A 15,947-nucleotide genomic window follows, 5' to 3' on the forward strand; every position below is an offset into this window, starting at 1 on the left:
GCGCAGGCATGGCTTCCTCCCCCGCGCCTTCGGGCGCTGCAGCCACGGGCTACGTGCCGGCCATTTTTGCCGGTCTGGTGGCCAGCCTGGTCGGTATCGGACTGGCGCGCTTCGGCTATACGCCGCTGTTGCCGGTGATGATCCACGCGCAATGGTTTGATGCCTCCCAGGCGGCCTACCTGGGCGCGGCCAACCTGGCCGGCTACCTGGTTGGTGCATTTTCGGGCCGCGCCATGGCGCGCTATCAGAGTCCGGTGGCCGTGCTGCGGCTGATGACGCTGCTGGCCTCCGTGTCCTTCATCGGCTGTGCGTTTCCCTTGTCGCAGGTCTGGTTCTTCTGCTGGCGGCTGCTTTCGGGGATCGCCGGTGGCGCCATCATGGTGCTGGTCTCGGGGGTCGTGCTACACCGGGTACCGCACAGCAAGCGTGGATTGGCCAGCGGTGCGATCTTCTTCGGGATCGGTATCGGCGTGATCCTCTCCGGAACGGTGGTGCCGCTGATGCTGGCGTTGAGTCTGCAGGCGACCTGGCTGGCATTGGGCGGCCTGGCCCTGCTGTTGACGGCGGCCAGCTGGTTTGCCTGGCCGGCACACGATCACACGGCAGTGCGCAGCATGACCTCCATGAAAAAGGCACCCCTATCCCCGGCATTGCGCCTGCTCTTCGTGCAGTACGCCCTGGCCGCGCTGGGGCTGGTGCCGGAAATGCTGTTCCTGGTCGATTACATCGCCCGCGAGCTGAACCATGGGACTGCATTGGGCGCAGCGACCTGGGTGGCCTATGGGATCGGTGCCTCGGTCGGTCCACTGCTCTACGGCTGGGCAGCGGACCGCTGGGGCGCACGTTCTTCAATGCTGGCGGCGTTCGGCGTACAACTGCTGGCGGTGCTGGCACTGGGGCTGGTCAGTCAGCTGGCGGCGCTCATGGTACTGGCCGTGATCATCGGTTCCTTCCCCGCCGGGGTGGTGCCGTTGGCGCTGGCACGGCTGCACGGCCTGAGCGACGACGCCCATGCGCGCGAGGCCATCTGGAGCCGGCTCACGGTCGCCTTTGCACTGGCCCAGGCGCTGGGAGGCTATGCTTACTCTGCACTCTATGCGGTCAGCAACGGCCATCACCTCAGCACTTTCCTGATCGGGGCGGCCGCCCTCGGGCTGGCGCTCATTGCCGGCTTGTGCAGCCGCTGAAGGCAGCGCGGGCGGCAGTATGCGCCACCCGCGCAAGCTAAGAAGAAATTCGCAGTTTGGTCCTGCGCCTCGTGACCCTATGATGTCCGCATCCTTGCCATCCGCCGCAAGGCCGACACCGGACATGACCTCATGAGCAAAATCCCTCCCGACCTCCTGCAACGTATCGCCGATGGCGCTGCCCAGCGCGATGCCCAGCGCGAACAACCCTTTGACGTGATCGCCGAGATCAAGGCCACCGGTTTCGGTGCCGGCCGCCTGGACGCCGACTACGGCGGTGGCGGCGCCACCTTCGTCGAAACGCTAGCCACGGCCATCCAGCTGGGTGCGGCTGATCCCAACGTGGCCCACATCTGGCGCAATCACCACGTCGCCCTCGAACGCCTGCTCAATGCGCCCCTGCAGCACGCCGGCGTGCAGCGCCTGCGCGAACGCGTGCGCGCCGGTGATCTGGTCGGGGCCTCCCACACCGAGCTGGGCCAGCCCCAGATCGGTGGCAATGCACCGCTGGCCACGCGCCTGGTGCGCCAGGGCGATCACTACGTCCTCAACGGCCAGAAGTTCTACTCCACCGGCTCGCTCTTCGCCGACTGGCTGCATGTGACCGTGTCGGTGGAAGATGGCCGCCGCGCGGTGGTCCTGCTGCCGCGCCAACGCGAAGGCGTGCAGACCGTCGACGACTGGTTCGGCATGGGCCAGCGCCTGACGGGCAGTGGCACGACCGTCTTCGAAAACGTGGTGGTGGCCGCCGATGAAGTGGTCCTGCCGGACCAGGTGCCGGTACGCCAGGCCGTCTTCGGTTCGACCATCGCCCAGCTCTTCCTGACCTCGGTGATCGCCGGCGTGGTCAGCGCCGTGGCCCGTGACGGCGCTGCCCTGCTGGGCAAGCGCAAGCGCAACTACTACTACGCCCCCACGCCCTCGGCCGCACAGGATCCGATCCTCCTGACTGCCCTCGGCGAGCGCGATGCCGACGCCTTCGCCACCCGCGCCGTGGTACTGGCCGCCGCCGCCGAAGCCGACCGCGCCTACGCCGCCCTGAAGGCCAATGCGGCCGACGCCGATGATCGCCTCCAAGATGCGGCCGCCGCTGCCGCCCGCGCCAAGATCACGGTGGACCGCATCGCCCATCACGCAGCCACGGCGCTGTTCGATATCGCCGGGGCCTCGGCCACGCTGACCCAGTTCAACCTGGATCGCCACTGGCGCAACATCCGCACCATCTCCACCCACAACCCCACCTCGCACAAGGCCTACGCCCTGGGCAACCTGAGCGTGAACCAGGTGAGGCTGCCGACCCAGGGCTTCTTCTGATCGCACCTCGCAGGGGTGGCCTGCGCCGATAAAGGTTTCCATTTGGTTGGATGTCCTATAAAGTAGACAAAAAACCAATCAGGGACAGGCGCAGGCAACATGAAGATTCCAGTACCCATTCTGGCTGCGACAGGGGACAGGACGGCATCGGCGCGCCGTTCGAGGCGCTTGCGCACCAGGCTCTCACGAGCGCTGCTATGGCTGCTCATCTGTTGCAGCTCGATGGCGGCCTGCGCACAGACAGCGACTCCCAACTCCGCCTCTCCCCCTGCAAAGCTCCTCACGGTCGGGGTCTACCAGAATCCCCCCAAGATCTTTTTCGACGGCGAAGGCACGGCCACCGGCCTGCACATCGACCTGATCCGCCTGATCGCCGAACGCGAACACTGGCAGCTGCGCTTCGTCCCCTGCGAATGGCAGGCCTGCCTGCAACAGGTGGAAAGCGGCCAGCTCGACTTGTTGCCCGACGTGGCCTGGAATGAGCAGCGTGCCAAGGTGCTGCAATTCCCGGCGGTGCCGGCGCTCTACAGCTGGTCCATCCTCTATCGCAACCGCTCGGTGGCCATCAATTCGGTCTTCGATCTCAAGGACAAGAAGATCGGCCTGCTGGAGAACTCGGTCCAGGCCAATTACTTCCGCAACCTGGTCGAGAACTCCGGCATCAAGGTCCAGCTGGTGCCGCTGCACAATATCGAGGCCGGGTTCCGGATGGCCTCGGCAGGCGAGATTGATGGCATCATTGCCAGCCAGCAAGCTGGCGACATGCTGGCAGACCGCTACAAGCTGGCCGACACCAGCATCGTGTTCCAGCCGGTCAAGCTGTTCTTCGTCAGCGGACGGCAGCAGCCCCCCGAGATCCTGGCCGCCATCGATCGCACGCTGTCCCAATGGCAGGCCGATCCGGGATCCATCTACTTCGACATCCTGCGCAAATGGGGGCGCGGCAACAGCAGCATCCCGGCCTATGTCTGGTGGCTGCTGGGAGCTGCCCTGTTCCTGCTGGCCTGCGCCCTGCTCATTGCCGCCTACCTCAAACGTGAAGTGGCACGCCGTACCGCCCGGCTGCAGGAGAGCGAAATCTCGCTGCGCATCGCGGCGGCCGCCTTCCATTCCTCCGAAGCCATCTGGGTCATGGATGCCCGGCGCAAGGTACTGGACGCCAACGCAGCCTTCACCGAACTGACGGGGTATCGGCTGCACGAGCTGCCTGAAGGCGGCTTGCCGCCCTGCCAGCGCGACGAGGAAAGCGAGGATTTCCGCACCAGGCTATGGGCGCTGGTACAGCGCGATGGCAAATGGCAAGGAGAACTGCGGGTATGGCGCAAGGACGGTGCCACCTTCTGCGCCGTGGTGACCCTCACGGCCGTAGCCGATCCGAACGGCCGTATCAGCCACTATGTGGGTACCCAGGTCGATATCAGCAGCCAGAAGCGCTTGCAGGAGGAAACCCGGCAGCTGGCCTTCTACGATCCGCTGACCGGCTTGCCCAACCGCCGCCTGCTGCTCGACAAGATCGGCGCTGCCAGCAGCCAGGGGCATGCGGCCGCGCTGTTCTTCATCGACATGGACAACTTCAAGGATCTCAACGATGCCCTGGGCCATTCCATCGGCGACCGCCTGCTCTGCCTGATCGCCGCGCGTTTGAAGGAACTGGCTGGGGAGGGCCTGGTGGCGCGCCTGGGCGGCGACGAGTTCGTGGTGCTGTGCGAGCAGCCGCAGGCTGGCAGCGAGGTGGTGCAAGACGCCGCGCTGCAGTTCGGCCAGCGCATCGTCGCGGCCATGGAGCAGCGTTTTGACCTGAACGGCCTGAGTCACTTTGCCACCTGCTCGGTCGGTGTCACCCTCATGCAAGGGGATGGTGCCAGCGTGGAAGACCTGCTGCGCCGGGGCGACCTGGCCATGTATGCCGCCAAGCAGAAAGGCCGCAATACCTGCTGCGTGTTCGACCAGCAGATGGAACAGGCACTGCATTTCCGCACCGGGCTGGAAAGCGACCTGCGGCGCGCCATCGGCAGCAGCCAATTCCAGTTGCACTACCAGCCCCAGCGCGACCAGGCCGGACGGCTGATCGGGGTGGAAGCCCTGGCGCGCTGGAACAGTCCTTTCCGTGGCAGCGTCTCGCCGGGCATCTTCATCCCGGTGGCCGAGGCCTCGGGGCTGATCCTGCCACTGGGTCACTGGGTCTTCGAGCAGGCCTGCCGTCAGGCGGTGCGCTGGAATCGTCCGGGACGACGGCAACCGGTAGTCATCGCCGTCAACGTCAGCGCCGTGCAGGTACGCCAGCCGGACTTCGTGCCATGCATCCTGGACACGCTCAAGGCGACCGGTGCCGATCCCTGCCACCTCAAGCTGGAGCTGACCGAGTCGGCCATGGTCGATGACGTGCAGGCCACCATCGACAAGATGCTGGAACTGAAGCATCACGGCCTGGCCTTGTCGCTGGATGATTTCGGGACCGGCTATTCGTCGCTGTCCCTGCTCAAGAAGCTGCCCATCGACCAGCTCAAGATCGACCAGTCCTTCGTGCGCGAACTCCTGTTTGCGCCCAGTGACGTCGCCATCGCCAAGAGCGTCATCACGCTGGGCGATGCACTGGGGCTGGAGGTCATTGCCGAGGGTGTGGAAACCCGCGAGCAACAGCAGTTCCTGGCGGCGCTGGGTTGCACGCGCTACCAGGGGTATCTGTTTGGAAGGCCGGTGCCGGCGGAGCAGTTTGAAGGCCTGGATTGAGGCGTGAAAGAAGGCGCAAAAAGAGGTACAAAAAAGAGGCGCGTAAAAAGCAGGTATTCGCGCCCCGCTTCCATCAATGGGTAGCGCGACGCTCCGCCACGGTCAGGTATTCTGCATGCAGGTGCGCCGCCTCGAGCAACTCGCGGCACTTGGCGCGCTCTGCAGGCAAGGCCGCCAGTTCATGCTGCAGCAATTGTTCGATGATCTCGGCCGCCTCCATCGGTTCGGTCCCGGCCGCCTGCATGGCCAGCAGGCAATTGCGGACCGTGGCGCGCACCAGCTCGCCGGTGGGCTGGTCCTGTTCGGACATCTCACACAGTCGCACGATGATGCCCAGGTGACGCCGCGCGATGCTCATGGCATTGGTACACATGTCTGCCTCCTTGTCATGCAGACCAAGATAGGACGGTGCTGGCGACCTCGCCATCAGGCGTTTCCTGATTTCAACACCGACAAGCAGCGGGCATTCCCGGGCGATGAAAAGCGGGCCTCGCGCAATCGGCGCGCCGTGATTTTCCCATCGCAGCATCGCTTGTTTTAAACAAGAACACGTCTCATTCGTCATCCAGGAAGCGGGCCCTCCGGCTCGTGCCAGCGCCGCTGGCAATCCCTCATTGCGACCACGCTTCCGACCATGACGACAAGAAAAACCTGCCGCACTTCCCCGCACGCCTGCGCTGTGCTTCCCTCTCCTGTTGCACGTCCCCGGCTGATGGTGCAGGCGCTGCGCCTGGCCTTGCTGGGCCTGCCCGCTGCTGCCCCCGCCTGGGCGCAGACCACCACCGACACCGCGCTGCCCCAGGTCACCATCACGGCCGGGCAGGAAGAACAGGCTACCGGCCCGGTCCACGGCTTCGTGGCCAAGCGCAGTGCCACGGCGACCAAGACCGATACCCCCATCACCGAAACACCGCAATCCATCTCGGTGGTCACGGCCGACCAGATCGCCACCCAGCAGGCGCGGTCGGTCTCGGAGGCGCTCGGCTACAGCAGCGGCATCCAGGTCTCCAATGGCGCCTTCGCCATTTCCGAAACGGCCTCGCTGCTGCGCGGCTTCCCCATCAACAATGGCGGCTCGCTCTACCGCGACGGCACGCTCACGGCCTCCAACGCCAGCTATAGCCGCTATGCGCCGGAACCCTACGGACTGGAACGCATCGAGCTGCTGCATGGACCGGCCTCGGTGATGTTCGGGCAGAACGCGCCGGGCGGGCTGATCAACGTGGTCTCCAAGAAGCCGACCACCACCACCCTGCGTGAATTGCAGGTGCAGGTCGGCAGTTTTGATCGCAAGCAGGTGGCCGGCGACTTCGGCGGCGCACTCGATGAAGCTGGCGTCTGGTCCTATCGCATCACCGGGCTGGCTCGCGATGCCGGTACCCAGGTCGATGGCACGGTGGATCGTCGCCTGTTCCTGGCACCGTCCATCACGTGGCGCCCGTCCGACCGCACCGAATGGACCGGCCGCTTCGAATACCAGCGCAGCGAGGGCTTGTCCAACAACGTCTTCCCCGCCAGCGGCACGGTCACGGCCAATCGCAACGGGCAGATCCCGACCAGCACGGCAGTGGGTCGCAGCGCCGACAATGGCGAGCGCTACGAAAACTGGTCGCTCAGCTCGCAGTTCTCGCATCAGTTCAACGAGGTGTGGAGCATGCGCCAGAACCTGCGCTATACGGATTACAACGGCACCCGCAACAGCATGCGCTTCGCCGCCTTCTACCCGGCGACGCAGTCGGCGACCGCCGCCCTGCAGCGCTGGCGCCTGGGTACCGAGTCCGACACCTTCACCGCCGACAACCAGCTGCAGGCCGACTTCAGCACCGGTGCCGTGAAGCACAAGGTGTTGATCGGTGTGGACTTCCATCACACCGCTGGTACCGTGCGTGGCTACGTCAGCCCCAACACGCTGGCCGGCTATGTGCTCTCCAACATTTACACCACCAGCTATGGCACGCTCCCGGCCGTGCCCGAGAACTACAATCTGCGCACGGTGGATGACCAGCTCGGCTTCTACCTGCAGGACCAGCTGAAGATCGCCGAACGCTGGTTCGTCTCGGCGGGCGTGCGCCACGACCGCTCGCAACAGACCGTCAGCAACGCCATCGCACGCACCCAGACCGACCGCAGCGACCGCGCCAACACGCGCAACCTGGGGCTGGTGCATGAGTTGGCCAATGGCGTCTCGCCCTACCTGAGCTATACCGAATCCTTTACCCCCACCACCGGCACCAGTTTCGGCGGCGCCATGCTCAAGCCCGAGCGCGCCAAGCAATACGAAGCCGGCGTGAAATACGCACCCGTCAATACCAATGCGCTCTTCACGCTGGCGGTCTTCGACCTGCGCCGCCAGAACGTGGCCACCACCGACCTGGCCCATGCGGGCTACTCGGTTCAGACCGGTGCGGCCCGCTCCAAGGGCGTGGAGTTGGAAGGCAAGGTGTCCCTCAGCGAGGGCCTCAGCCTGACCTCCAGCTACAGCTATACCAACGCCAAGGTCACCAGCAACAACGCCACCAGCAGCAGCACCGACACCCAGGGCAAGGCCTTGCCCGGTGCGGCCAGGCACAATGCCGGCGTGCTGGCGGACTATGCCTTCCAGCGCGGCACGCTGGCCGGCACCCATGTGTCGGCGGGCGTACGCTACATCGGCCGCGCCTATGGCAATGCGCTCAACACCTTTGAGGTGCCTTCGGTCACGCTGCTGGACTTCGGCGCACGCCTGGACCTGGGACGCATCAATGCGGACTGGCGCAACGTCGAACTGGCCTTCAAGCTCAACAACGTGACCGATCGCGTCTACGCCTTCTGCTCGGAACTCTGCGAGTACGGCGCACGCCGCACCGGCCTCGTGCAGCTGACCACGCGATGGTAAGCACGCTGTGCGCCTGGGTGTGCCGCTTTGCGCCACGCCGTCCGCACCTGGTCCTGCTGCATCGCTGGACCGGGCTGGCCATCGCCTTCTTCCTGGTGGTGGCCTGCCTGACCGGCAGCCTGCTCAGTTTCGAGGAGGAGCTCGATACCTGGCTGGCCCCCGAGCTGCACCTGGCGCAGCCGCTGCCAGGCCAGCCGGCCACGACGACGCTCGATCCCTACCAGTTGCGCGCAAGGGTCGAACAGGCGCTGGGACCGCAGGCGCAGGTCAACCAGCTGATCTTGCGTGCGCAGCCGGGGCGAACCGTACGCTTCCTCGCGGAACCGGCGCTGGATCCGGCCAGCGGCAAGCCCTACCGGCTCAGCTATGACGAGGTCTTCGCCAACCCCTACGATGGCACGATACAGGGTGTGCGGGACCGCAACGCGATCAGCCTGCGGCCCGCGCAGCTGATGCCCTTCCTGTTCAAGGTGCATCACTCGATGGCCCTGCCGCGCGTGCCGGGTGCACTGCTCATGGGCATCGTGGCACTGCTGTGGAGCCTGGATTGTTTCGTCGGCATGATCCTCACCTGGCCGCGCGCGCGGCCCTTCCTGGTGAAATGGAAACCGGCCTGGCTCATCAAGTGGCATGCCGGTTTTTATCGCATCAATCTCGACCTGCATCGTGCCTGCGGACTGTGGCTGTGGGTGATGCTGCTGCTCATTGCCTGGTCCAGCGTGATGTTCAACCTGCGTGACCAGATCTATCTGCCGGTGATGTCGCAGATCCTGCCGTTCGATACCAGCTGGCGCGGCACCGCACCGCTGCCCAAACCGCTGGCGCGGCCGCCGCTGGATTGGCCCCAGGCCCATGCCATGGCACGTGCGGCCATGGCCCGCTTCGCGCAGGAACGTGGCCTGACCGTCGACTTCGAAGAAAAACTTAGTATGGATCGCCGCCGGGGCTTGTATGCATACATGGTCCACAGCAATGCAGACATCCGCAGCGATACCGGCAACACCGGCCTGCTGATCGATCCCGCCACCGGTGACATCCGCGGCCACTGGCTGCCGCAGGGCGACCGCAGCGGCAATACCTTCAGCAACTGGATCGGCGCCCTGCACATGGGCCAGGTGTTCGGCCTGCCCTGGCGCATCTTCCTGGCCGTGCTGGGCGTGCTGGTGAGCGTGCTGACCGTGACCGGCATCATCATCTGGTGGAAGAAACGGGCAGCGCGCGCCGTCCGTCCGGTCAGCGCGGCGATGCCAGCGCGAGGCACTGGCGGCAGCTTGCCAGGGCATCGCGGATGAGGAAGTTGACCAGCGTGACCGAGATGCCCAGTTCGGCTGCGATCTCGCGCTGGCTCAGCCCGGCCAGGCGATACAGTTCGAAGGCGCGCCGGGTCCGGGCGGGCAAGCCGTCCAGCGCCCGGCTCACCAGTGCCAGGGTCTGGCGGCTGATGGCGATGGCCTCGGGGCCGTGGGCTTCTTCATGGATGTCTTCACCGGCTTCTTCGTCGGCAAAGACATCGCTTTCAAAGCGGCAGCGGCGATGACGATCAATGGCCAGGTTGCGCACGATGCGCATCAAGTAGGCTTGCGGCTGGCGGATGGCGCCGCTTTCCTGTTGCTGCACCTCGCCGATCTTGAGGTAGGCGTCCTGCACCACGTCGTCGGCGCGATGCGGACATCCCAGGATGCGCTGGGCGGCATCCCGCAGGCGCTGGCGCTGGCCGATGAAGTGCTGTTGCAGGCCGGTGGGGGCGGTGCCGTGATGCATGCGTCCGGGTCTCCTCGTGAAGTACTACCAGCGATAGCGGGCACTGAGCACGGCGGTGCGCTCCTCGGCCCAGAAACAGGTCAGCGTCGGCTCGGCCAGGCAGGACGTGGTGCGGCGGTTGGCCAGGTTGCTGACGTTGAAGGCATAGCGCCAATGGCCCCGGTCCAGGCGCAGCATCGCGTCCAACAGCACCGTGGCAGCGTTGCGCACGCTGTTGTCGGCATTGGCGTAACTGGCACCCGTATAGCGTGCACCCGCGCCCATGCCCAAGCCGGGCAAGCTGTCGCCGGGCGTGTAGTCCAGCCACAGGCTGGCGGCATGGCGCGGCACCAGCATCGGCATCTTGCCCAGCAGCGACGCATCGGCATGGGCGGTGTTGATGGCCTGCGTCCAGGTATAGGCAGCCAGCAGGTTCAGTCCGGGCCACAGCGCACCGCGCGCCTCCAGCTCCAGGCCGCGCGAACGCACCTGGCCCTGGTCAACCGAGAAATTGGTGTTCTGCGGATCGCTGGTGAGGACATGATCCTTGGTGATCTGGAACAGCGCGGCGCTGTAGAGCGCCCGCTGCGGCTCGGGCTGGAACTTGATGCCGGCCTCGATCTGGCGGCTGCGGCTGGGGGAGAACGGCCGGCCGGCCACATCCTGCCCCGGCTGCGGCAGGAATGAGGTGCTCACGCTCAGGTACGGCACCAGCGACGGCAACAGCTTCCACGACAATCCGGCGCGATGGCTCAATGCATGGGCACGCGTGTCGGTGCGCACTGCGGTGCCCAGGTTGCGGTTGGTGTCGGTGACGCGGTCGTAGCGGCTGCCCAGCGTCCAGACCAGCGCGCCGTGACGGATCTGGTCCTGCAGGTACAGGCCGGTCTGATGCAGGTCCTCCTCCAAGCGCGCCACCGCTTGCGAGGCCATCGCGACGGGCAGGCCATAGACCGGTGCGTCCAGGTCCAGGCTGGGCGCGTCGCCCCGATAACGTTGCTCGGCCTGGTGCATGCGGGTCAGGTCCAGTCCCAGTACCACGGTATGTTCAGCCGCACCCTGCTGCAGCTGGCCTTGCAGGCGCGTATCGAGCTGGCTGCTCTCCATCTGCGTGTCATAACGCGCCGCCATGCGCGTAAGCACGCGGCCGCTCAGGCTGACCGGATTGAGCACCGAATACTGCGAACGCAAACCGGCCTGGCGGAAATCCTGCAGCAGCTGCCAGCGGTCATCCAGGCGATGCGCCAGCTGCCACCCCAGCGACCATTGCTCGCCGCGCTGGCGGTCGATGCCGGGGTCGCCCACCAGCATGTGGGTGAGGCGGCCGTCGGCAGCGACGGCGGTCCAGCGGCTGCTGCCGTTGCGGTCCTTGAGGTAGTCGGCCAGCAAGATGAGGCTGGTGTCGCGGCCCAGGCGCAGCTTGAGCGAGGGCGCCAGATAGAGGCGGTCGTTCTGCACGGCGCGGCCATTGCCATAGCGGAACTGGGTATCGCTGTCGCGCACCAGGGCCACCAGGCGCGCCTGCGCCTGGCCGTCTTCATCGATCGTGCCGCTGAGGTCAGCGGCCAGCTGGCGCATGTTGAAGGTACCCGCCGAGAGCGCCAGTTCATTGGGCGACCCTTCCCCGGCCAGCTTGCTGATGCGATTGACCACCCCGCCCGGATCAGCCTGGCCGACGGTGGCCGAGGCCGCGCCGCGCAGCACCTCGACCCGCTCCAGTGCGTAGGATTCGGTGCGAAACATGCCGAACCCCGCCACCAGCTGCCGCAGGCCGTTGAGATAGTTGCTGGTGTTCTGGGCATTGATGAAGCCGCGCAGGTTGAAGTAGTCGTAGCCACGTGGATCCACGCCATGGGTCTGGGTGTTGGCCCCCGGCAGGTAGCGCAGCGCGTCCATGACGCTGGCGGCACCGCGTGCGTCCATCTCCTCGCGGGTGACTACCGAGAGCGATTGCGGGATGTCCAGCAGCGGCGTATCGGTGCGGGTCCCGGTCCGGGCGTGGGTGGCGGCATGGTCCGGCGGCCCCTCGTGCAATGCCTGACCGTCGGGACGGCCGACGATGACGACCTGCTTCAGGCGCTGCTCTTGCTCGGGGATGCCGTCATTGCCGGAACGCGCAGGCCCCTGCCATTGCAGGCCATAGCCGCCGCCCGGCGTGCGCACCGCCCGCAGGCCGGATCCGGCCAGCAGCTGCGCCAGGGCCTCTTCCACGGCCAGGTCGGCGTCGAGCGCGGGGGCGGTTCGTCCCTGCACCATGTCCGGCGCATAGGAGAGCGTGATGCCAGCCAGCCGGGCGAACCGGTTCAGGGCCTCGTCCAGGGGCCCGGCGCTGAGCTGGTAGTGGCGATGCGCTGGCCGCGCCTCCTGCGCCCAGGCGAATCCGGCGCAGCCCGGCACGGCAAGCGCCAGCAGCAGCCCGAGCACAAGGCGGGGGCGGCGCAGGCGGTCGGCGTGCAGTCGCGGCGGGATGAGGGCGGGCATGGCGGTTGGCAAGAAAATTCACTGGTCTCATGAGGTATGCCGAAGCAGGCCCGCAAAACCCGTAATCCCCGCCAGAAAATTCTTATTGGCTGTGTTGCGCCGCCACCCGGACCCAGAAGCGGGTGCGCTGCTCGATACGCACCGGCAGCGCTTGCGCCAGTGACTCCAGCGCCGCATCGCCATCGCGCAGCTGGAACACGCCCGACACCTTCAAGGAAGCCACGCTGTCCTCGCATTGGAGCCAACCGTGGCGATACCGCGCCATCTCGGCTACCACGTCGCCCAGCCGCATGTCGCGCGCCACCAGCGTGCCCCCGAGCCAGGCCGTTGGGTCCATGTTGGCAGCGGGAATGGCCTGGCGCCGCAGCTGGCCATGCGCATCGATGTCCACCGTTTCACCGGGGACGATCACGGTGCGCGCGCCCTGCCCCGGGTCGACGGCTACCCTTCCTTCCAGCACGCTCAGGCGGGTCACGCCCTCTTGCTGGCGCACCGCAAAGCGCGTGCCCAGCGCCTGCAGGCGAGCCTGGGCGGTCTGCACCAGCAACGGACGATGCAGGGGCGAAAGTGCATCGCGGCCGGTCTCGATGAAGATCTCGCCTTGCTCCAGCGCGATCAGGCGCTGCTGCGCATCGAACTGCAGGCGCACATCGGTCGCGGTGTTGAGGGCCAGTTGCGTGCCGTCGCCCAGCACCACCCGGCGTTGCTCGCCGGTCCCGGTGGCGTAGCGCTGGCCGGCGACACGGTCGAACAGACCGGCCTGGCGCGCGGCAAAGCCGGCCAGGGCTACGCTGCCCAGGCCCAGCGCCACCCCGCCCAGCCAGCGACGGCGCGCCTGGCGGCGGCTGCGTGAGCCATTGAGCGCCGCCAGCGGTTGCTGCCATTGCGCGGGCGCGACCGGCAGCGCCACCAGCCGCTGGAACTGGGCTTCCGCCGCCATCAGCTCGGACCACACCGTTTCGTGACGGCCATCTGCTGCGCGCCAGGCATCGATACGGACTTGCAAGGCGGGATCCGGTGCGACTCCGGAAGGCTGCGCGCGCAGCTGTACCAGCCAGGCGATGGCTTGTTCCAGTACGGGATCAGGCGGGACGGAAGGCATGCGATGAGCGGGCATATCGGCGGGCAGCAGCGAGAGCGGGGGCGCTTCAGCGCGACTGCCAGGCTTGTCGCATCAGGTAGCAATGGCGGATGGCCGCCGCCATGTATTTTTCGACGCTGCTCAGCGATACTCCCATGCGTTGGGCGATCTCGGCGTAGCCCAGGTCATCCAGGCGGGACATCAGGAAAGCCTCGCGCGGCTTGGCCCCCAGGCCTTCGAGCATGGCGTCGATGGTGGCCAGTGCTTCCACCAGCAGCATCCTGGCCTCGGGCGAGATTACTTCGGGCATCGGCAGGTGGGAGATGGCCTCCATGCAGGCGCGTTCGACTTCGTCGCGCCGAACCTTGTCCACCACCAGGCCCTGCGCGATCCGGGTCAGCCAGGCGCGCGGTTCGCGCAGGTCGGCCAGCACTTGCGGCTTGCCCAGCACCCGCAGGAAGGTATCGTGGGCCAGGTCGGCGGCATCGCAGCTGCTGCCCAGCCTGCGTCGCAGCCACTGCTGCAGCCAGCCATGATGCTCGCGGTAGAGCGAGTCGATGCGCTGGGCGTCGGCAGGATGCGGGACGGGCATGGGGGTTAGTGAGGCTTCTAGATAATAATAATTCTCATTTTAATGTTGCAGGTGAAGTTTGACAACGGTCTGAAAAGCAAGCTAGTTTGTAGCAGTCCAATTAATGATGTATAAATACATCATTATCAAACATATGATGCATATATGCGCCAAGGACACGACTTCCTTACCGAGGCAGTACGCAACACGCTGGACCAGTTGGGACAGCGCATCCGCCGCGCTCGCAAAGCGCGCAAGTTGTCGTTGTCGCAATTGGAACAAATTACCCGCATCCACCGCTCGACCTTGGGCAGGCTGGAGCTGGGTGACCCTGGTGTTTCCATCGGTGGCTTGCTGGCCGTACTGGAGGCCTTGCAAGAGCTGTCGGATATCGAATTGCTGGTCAGTCGCCCGGAAGTGCCGCGGCACTTGCGCGCTGCGCCATCACCTGTAGTCGATCAGGATTTCTGACATGCGACAAACGGCCTGCACTGTCTTCGATTGTTCCAATCCGGACGCGCCCCGCCCGGTCGCCGGTTTTGCACTTGACACCAATGGGGACGGCAAGCTGGGCTACGGCAAGCATTACGTGACACGCCCTGACGCATTCGCACTCGATCCGGTCCACTTGCCTCTCCAGACCGATTTGCACGCGGTGCGCCGACGTCGTGACGGCTCGTTCGGGGTGCTCTCCGATGCCGGGCCGAATGCCTGGGGAGTGCGGCTGACCAGCAGCATCAATCGCCAGTATGGCCGCCCGCAGCCCGAGACGCCGGTCGACTGGTTCGTCCATTGTTGGCAATTCGGGTCGGGTTGCCTGGGATTCTCCGAACACCATTCTGTTTTGCCGATACCGGGCAACCCGCCTGAACCCTTGTCCAGGCTGGACGAGCGGCAGGCACAAGCGATCGAGGCACTCACTGCAGACGCTGACAGCGAACTGGACGAAGAAGCCCTGCGTCTCTTTTTCCCGGGCGCCAGCCTGGGTGGGGTCAGGCCGAAGACGGTCGTGCTGCACGAAGGAAGGGAGACCATAGCCAAGTTCAGCCGGCTGGACGACCGCTTCGACGTGCCCACGGTGGAATACGCCACGCTGCGCCTGGCGCACCTTGCAGGCATTGACGTGCCGGACTTCGAGCTGGTGATGCTGGGCAGCCGCTCGCTGCTTTTGCTGGCCCGCTTTGACCGCACCGACGATGGACGACGCCTTCACTATCTCAGCGCCAACAGCCTCATCGACATCGATGAAGTCGGCGCAGAGCACTATCGGACCCGCTATTCCTATGCAGGCATCGCCGAGGCCCTGCGTCCGCTCGATGATCACGCCGCCCAAGATGCCCCGGAGCTGTTTCGGCGCATGGTCTTCAACATTTTCATCGGGAATGTGGACGATCACATGCGCAATCACGCACTGCTGCGCGATGCAAGTGGTCGCTATCGCCTCTCTCCGGCGTTCGACCTGCTGCCGCACCTCGATGCGGCCTACCTGCCCCAATCCATCGGCGTAGGCGCCCATGGGGCTGCCAGCACGACTGCCAACGCCCTCTCGCAATGTCATCGTTTCCTGCTCAAACCGCCGGAAGCGCAGAAGATCATCGAGGAGGTGCGCGCAACGGTTGCAGGCTGGCGTAGCCTCTTTGCCCAATGCGGTGTGAGCCGGACCGACCTGCACCTGCTGGAGAGCTGCATTGATCCTGGCCGGTAATCCTTGGTAGCGTCAGCACGTCGCTGTGCACTGTCGCATCGTAGCCAACCAGTCCAATTGGACTAGTTTCTTTCCCTGCAAGCCCCGCTAGAATGCCGCCTGTGGATGAGTCACCCTGGAGGGGGGAAAAAGATCGGACCGCATAGCGCGGCGCCGGCAGCTCGGGGGGGACTCATCTGCTTTCCTGCCTTCAGCCTTGCACCAGGCTCCAGCGCGCATCACGGAAAAGCGGCCATCTTACTGGCCACCCTGCCCCGCAGCGG

General features: G+C 65.7%; 12 protein-coding genes. 7 read left to right on the forward strand and 5 right to left on the reverse strand.

Annotated features, from left to right (window positions below):
* The first annotated feature begins 8 nt into the window (after positions 1-8).
* From FYB76_RS07860 to FYB76_RS07870, 3 genes are all read left to right on the forward strand, one after another.
* The gene (locus FYB76_RS07860; RefSeq protein ID WP_154133275.1) at positions 9-1,187 is read left to right on the forward strand and encodes a YbfB/YjiJ family MFS transporter; all 1,179 of its coding nucleotides are present in this window, start codon (positions 9-11) and stop codon (positions 1,185-1,187) included.
* A 132-nt stretch (positions 1,188-1,319) separates the two neighbouring features.
* A complete protein-coding gene (locus FYB76_RS07865) occupies positions 1,320-2,501 on the forward strand; it encodes an acyl-CoA dehydrogenase family protein (RefSeq protein WP_154133276.1) in 1,182 nt (393 codons plus the stop codon).
* A gap of 222 nt (positions 2,502-2,723) precedes the next feature.
* Complete coding sequence (locus tag FYB76_RS07870; protein WP_154133277.1) at positions 2,724-5,231, forward strand: EAL domain-containing protein; 2,508 nt, start codon at positions 2,724-2,726, stop codon at positions 5,229-5,231.
* Positions 5,232-5,304: 73 nt separating this feature from the next.
* On the opposite strand, the gene FYB76_RS07875 is transcribed toward FYB76_RS07870, so the two are convergent.
* On the reverse strand, positions 5,305-5,604 hold the full coding sequence (locus FYB76_RS07875) for a hypothetical protein (RefSeq protein ID WP_088754480.1): 300 nt from the start codon (positions 5,602-5,604) through the stop codon (positions 5,305-5,307).
* Positions 5,605-5,910: 306 nt separating this feature from the next.
* Here FYB76_RS07875 and FYB76_RS07880 point away from each other — a divergent pair, with 306 nt between their 5' ends.
* Together FYB76_RS07880 and FYB76_RS07885 are read left to right on the forward strand one after the other, a co-directional pair.
* Positions 5,911-8,106 carry a TonB-dependent siderophore receptor gene (locus FYB76_RS07880; protein WP_370516322.1) on the forward strand — a complete coding sequence of 732 codons (2,196 nt, stop codon included), beginning with the start codon at positions 5,911-5,913 and terminating at the stop codon, positions 8,104-8,106.
* The gene (locus FYB76_RS07885; protein ID WP_154133279.1) at positions 8,100-9,398 is read left to right on the forward strand and encodes a PepSY domain-containing protein; all 1,299 of its coding nucleotides are present in this window, start codon (positions 8,100-8,102) and stop codon (positions 9,396-9,398) included. The genes FYB76_RS07880 and FYB76_RS07885 overlap by 7 nt, the downstream gene beginning before the upstream one ends.
* Here FYB76_RS07885 and FYB76_RS07890 read toward each other — a convergent pair.
* The 4 genes from FYB76_RS07890 to FYB76_RS07905 all read right to left on the reverse strand — a co-directional run bounded on the left by FYB76_RS07890 (position 9,340) and on the right by FYB76_RS07905 (position 14,000).
* On the reverse strand, positions 9,340-9,867 hold the full coding sequence (locus FYB76_RS07890) for an RNA polymerase factor sigma-70 (protein WP_154133280.1): 528 nt from the start codon (positions 9,865-9,867) through the stop codon (positions 9,340-9,342). The genes FYB76_RS07885 and FYB76_RS07890 overlap by 59 nt on opposite strands.
* 24 nt (positions 9,868-9,891) lie before the next feature.
* Positions 9,892-12,327, reverse strand: a complete 2,436-nt coding sequence (locus FYB76_RS07895; protein WP_154133281.1) for a TonB-dependent siderophore receptor — start codon at positions 12,325-12,327, stop codon at positions 9,892-9,894.
* An 82-nt stretch (positions 12,328-12,409) separates the two neighbouring features.
* A complete protein-coding gene (locus FYB76_RS07900; RefSeq protein ID WP_154133282.1) occupies positions 12,410-13,429 on the reverse strand; it encodes a FecR domain-containing protein in 1,020 nt (339 codons plus the stop codon).
* 46 nt (positions 13,430-13,475) lie between these two features.
* Positions 13,476-14,000, reverse strand: coding sequence for a sigma-70 family RNA polymerase sigma factor (locus tag FYB76_RS07905; RefSeq protein ID WP_154133283.1), 525 nt, complete (start codon positions 13,998-14,000; stop codon positions 13,476-13,478).
* 144 nt (positions 14,001-14,144) lie between these two features.
* Between FYB76_RS07905 and FYB76_RS07910 the strand changes: the two genes are divergently transcribed.
* Both FYB76_RS07910 and FYB76_RS07915 read left to right on the forward strand, forming a co-directional pair.
* On the forward strand, positions 14,145-14,450 hold the full coding sequence (locus FYB76_RS07910; RefSeq protein WP_154133284.1) for a helix-turn-helix domain-containing protein: 306 nt from the start codon (positions 14,145-14,147) through the stop codon (positions 14,448-14,450).
* Position 14,451: 1 nt separating this feature from the next.
* Positions 14,452-15,684, forward strand: a complete 1,233-nt coding sequence (locus tag FYB76_RS07915) for a type II toxin-antitoxin system HipA family toxin (RefSeq protein ID WP_154133285.1) — start codon at positions 14,452-14,454, stop codon at positions 15,682-15,684.
* The last annotated feature ends 263 nt before the right edge of the window (positions 15,685-15,947 follow it).

This window comes from Herbaspirillum sp. CAH-3 (assembly GCF_009668275.1).
Taxonomy (GTDB): Bacteria; Pseudomonadota; Gammaproteobacteria; order Burkholderiales; family Burkholderiaceae_D; genus Herbaspirillum; species Herbaspirillum aquaticum.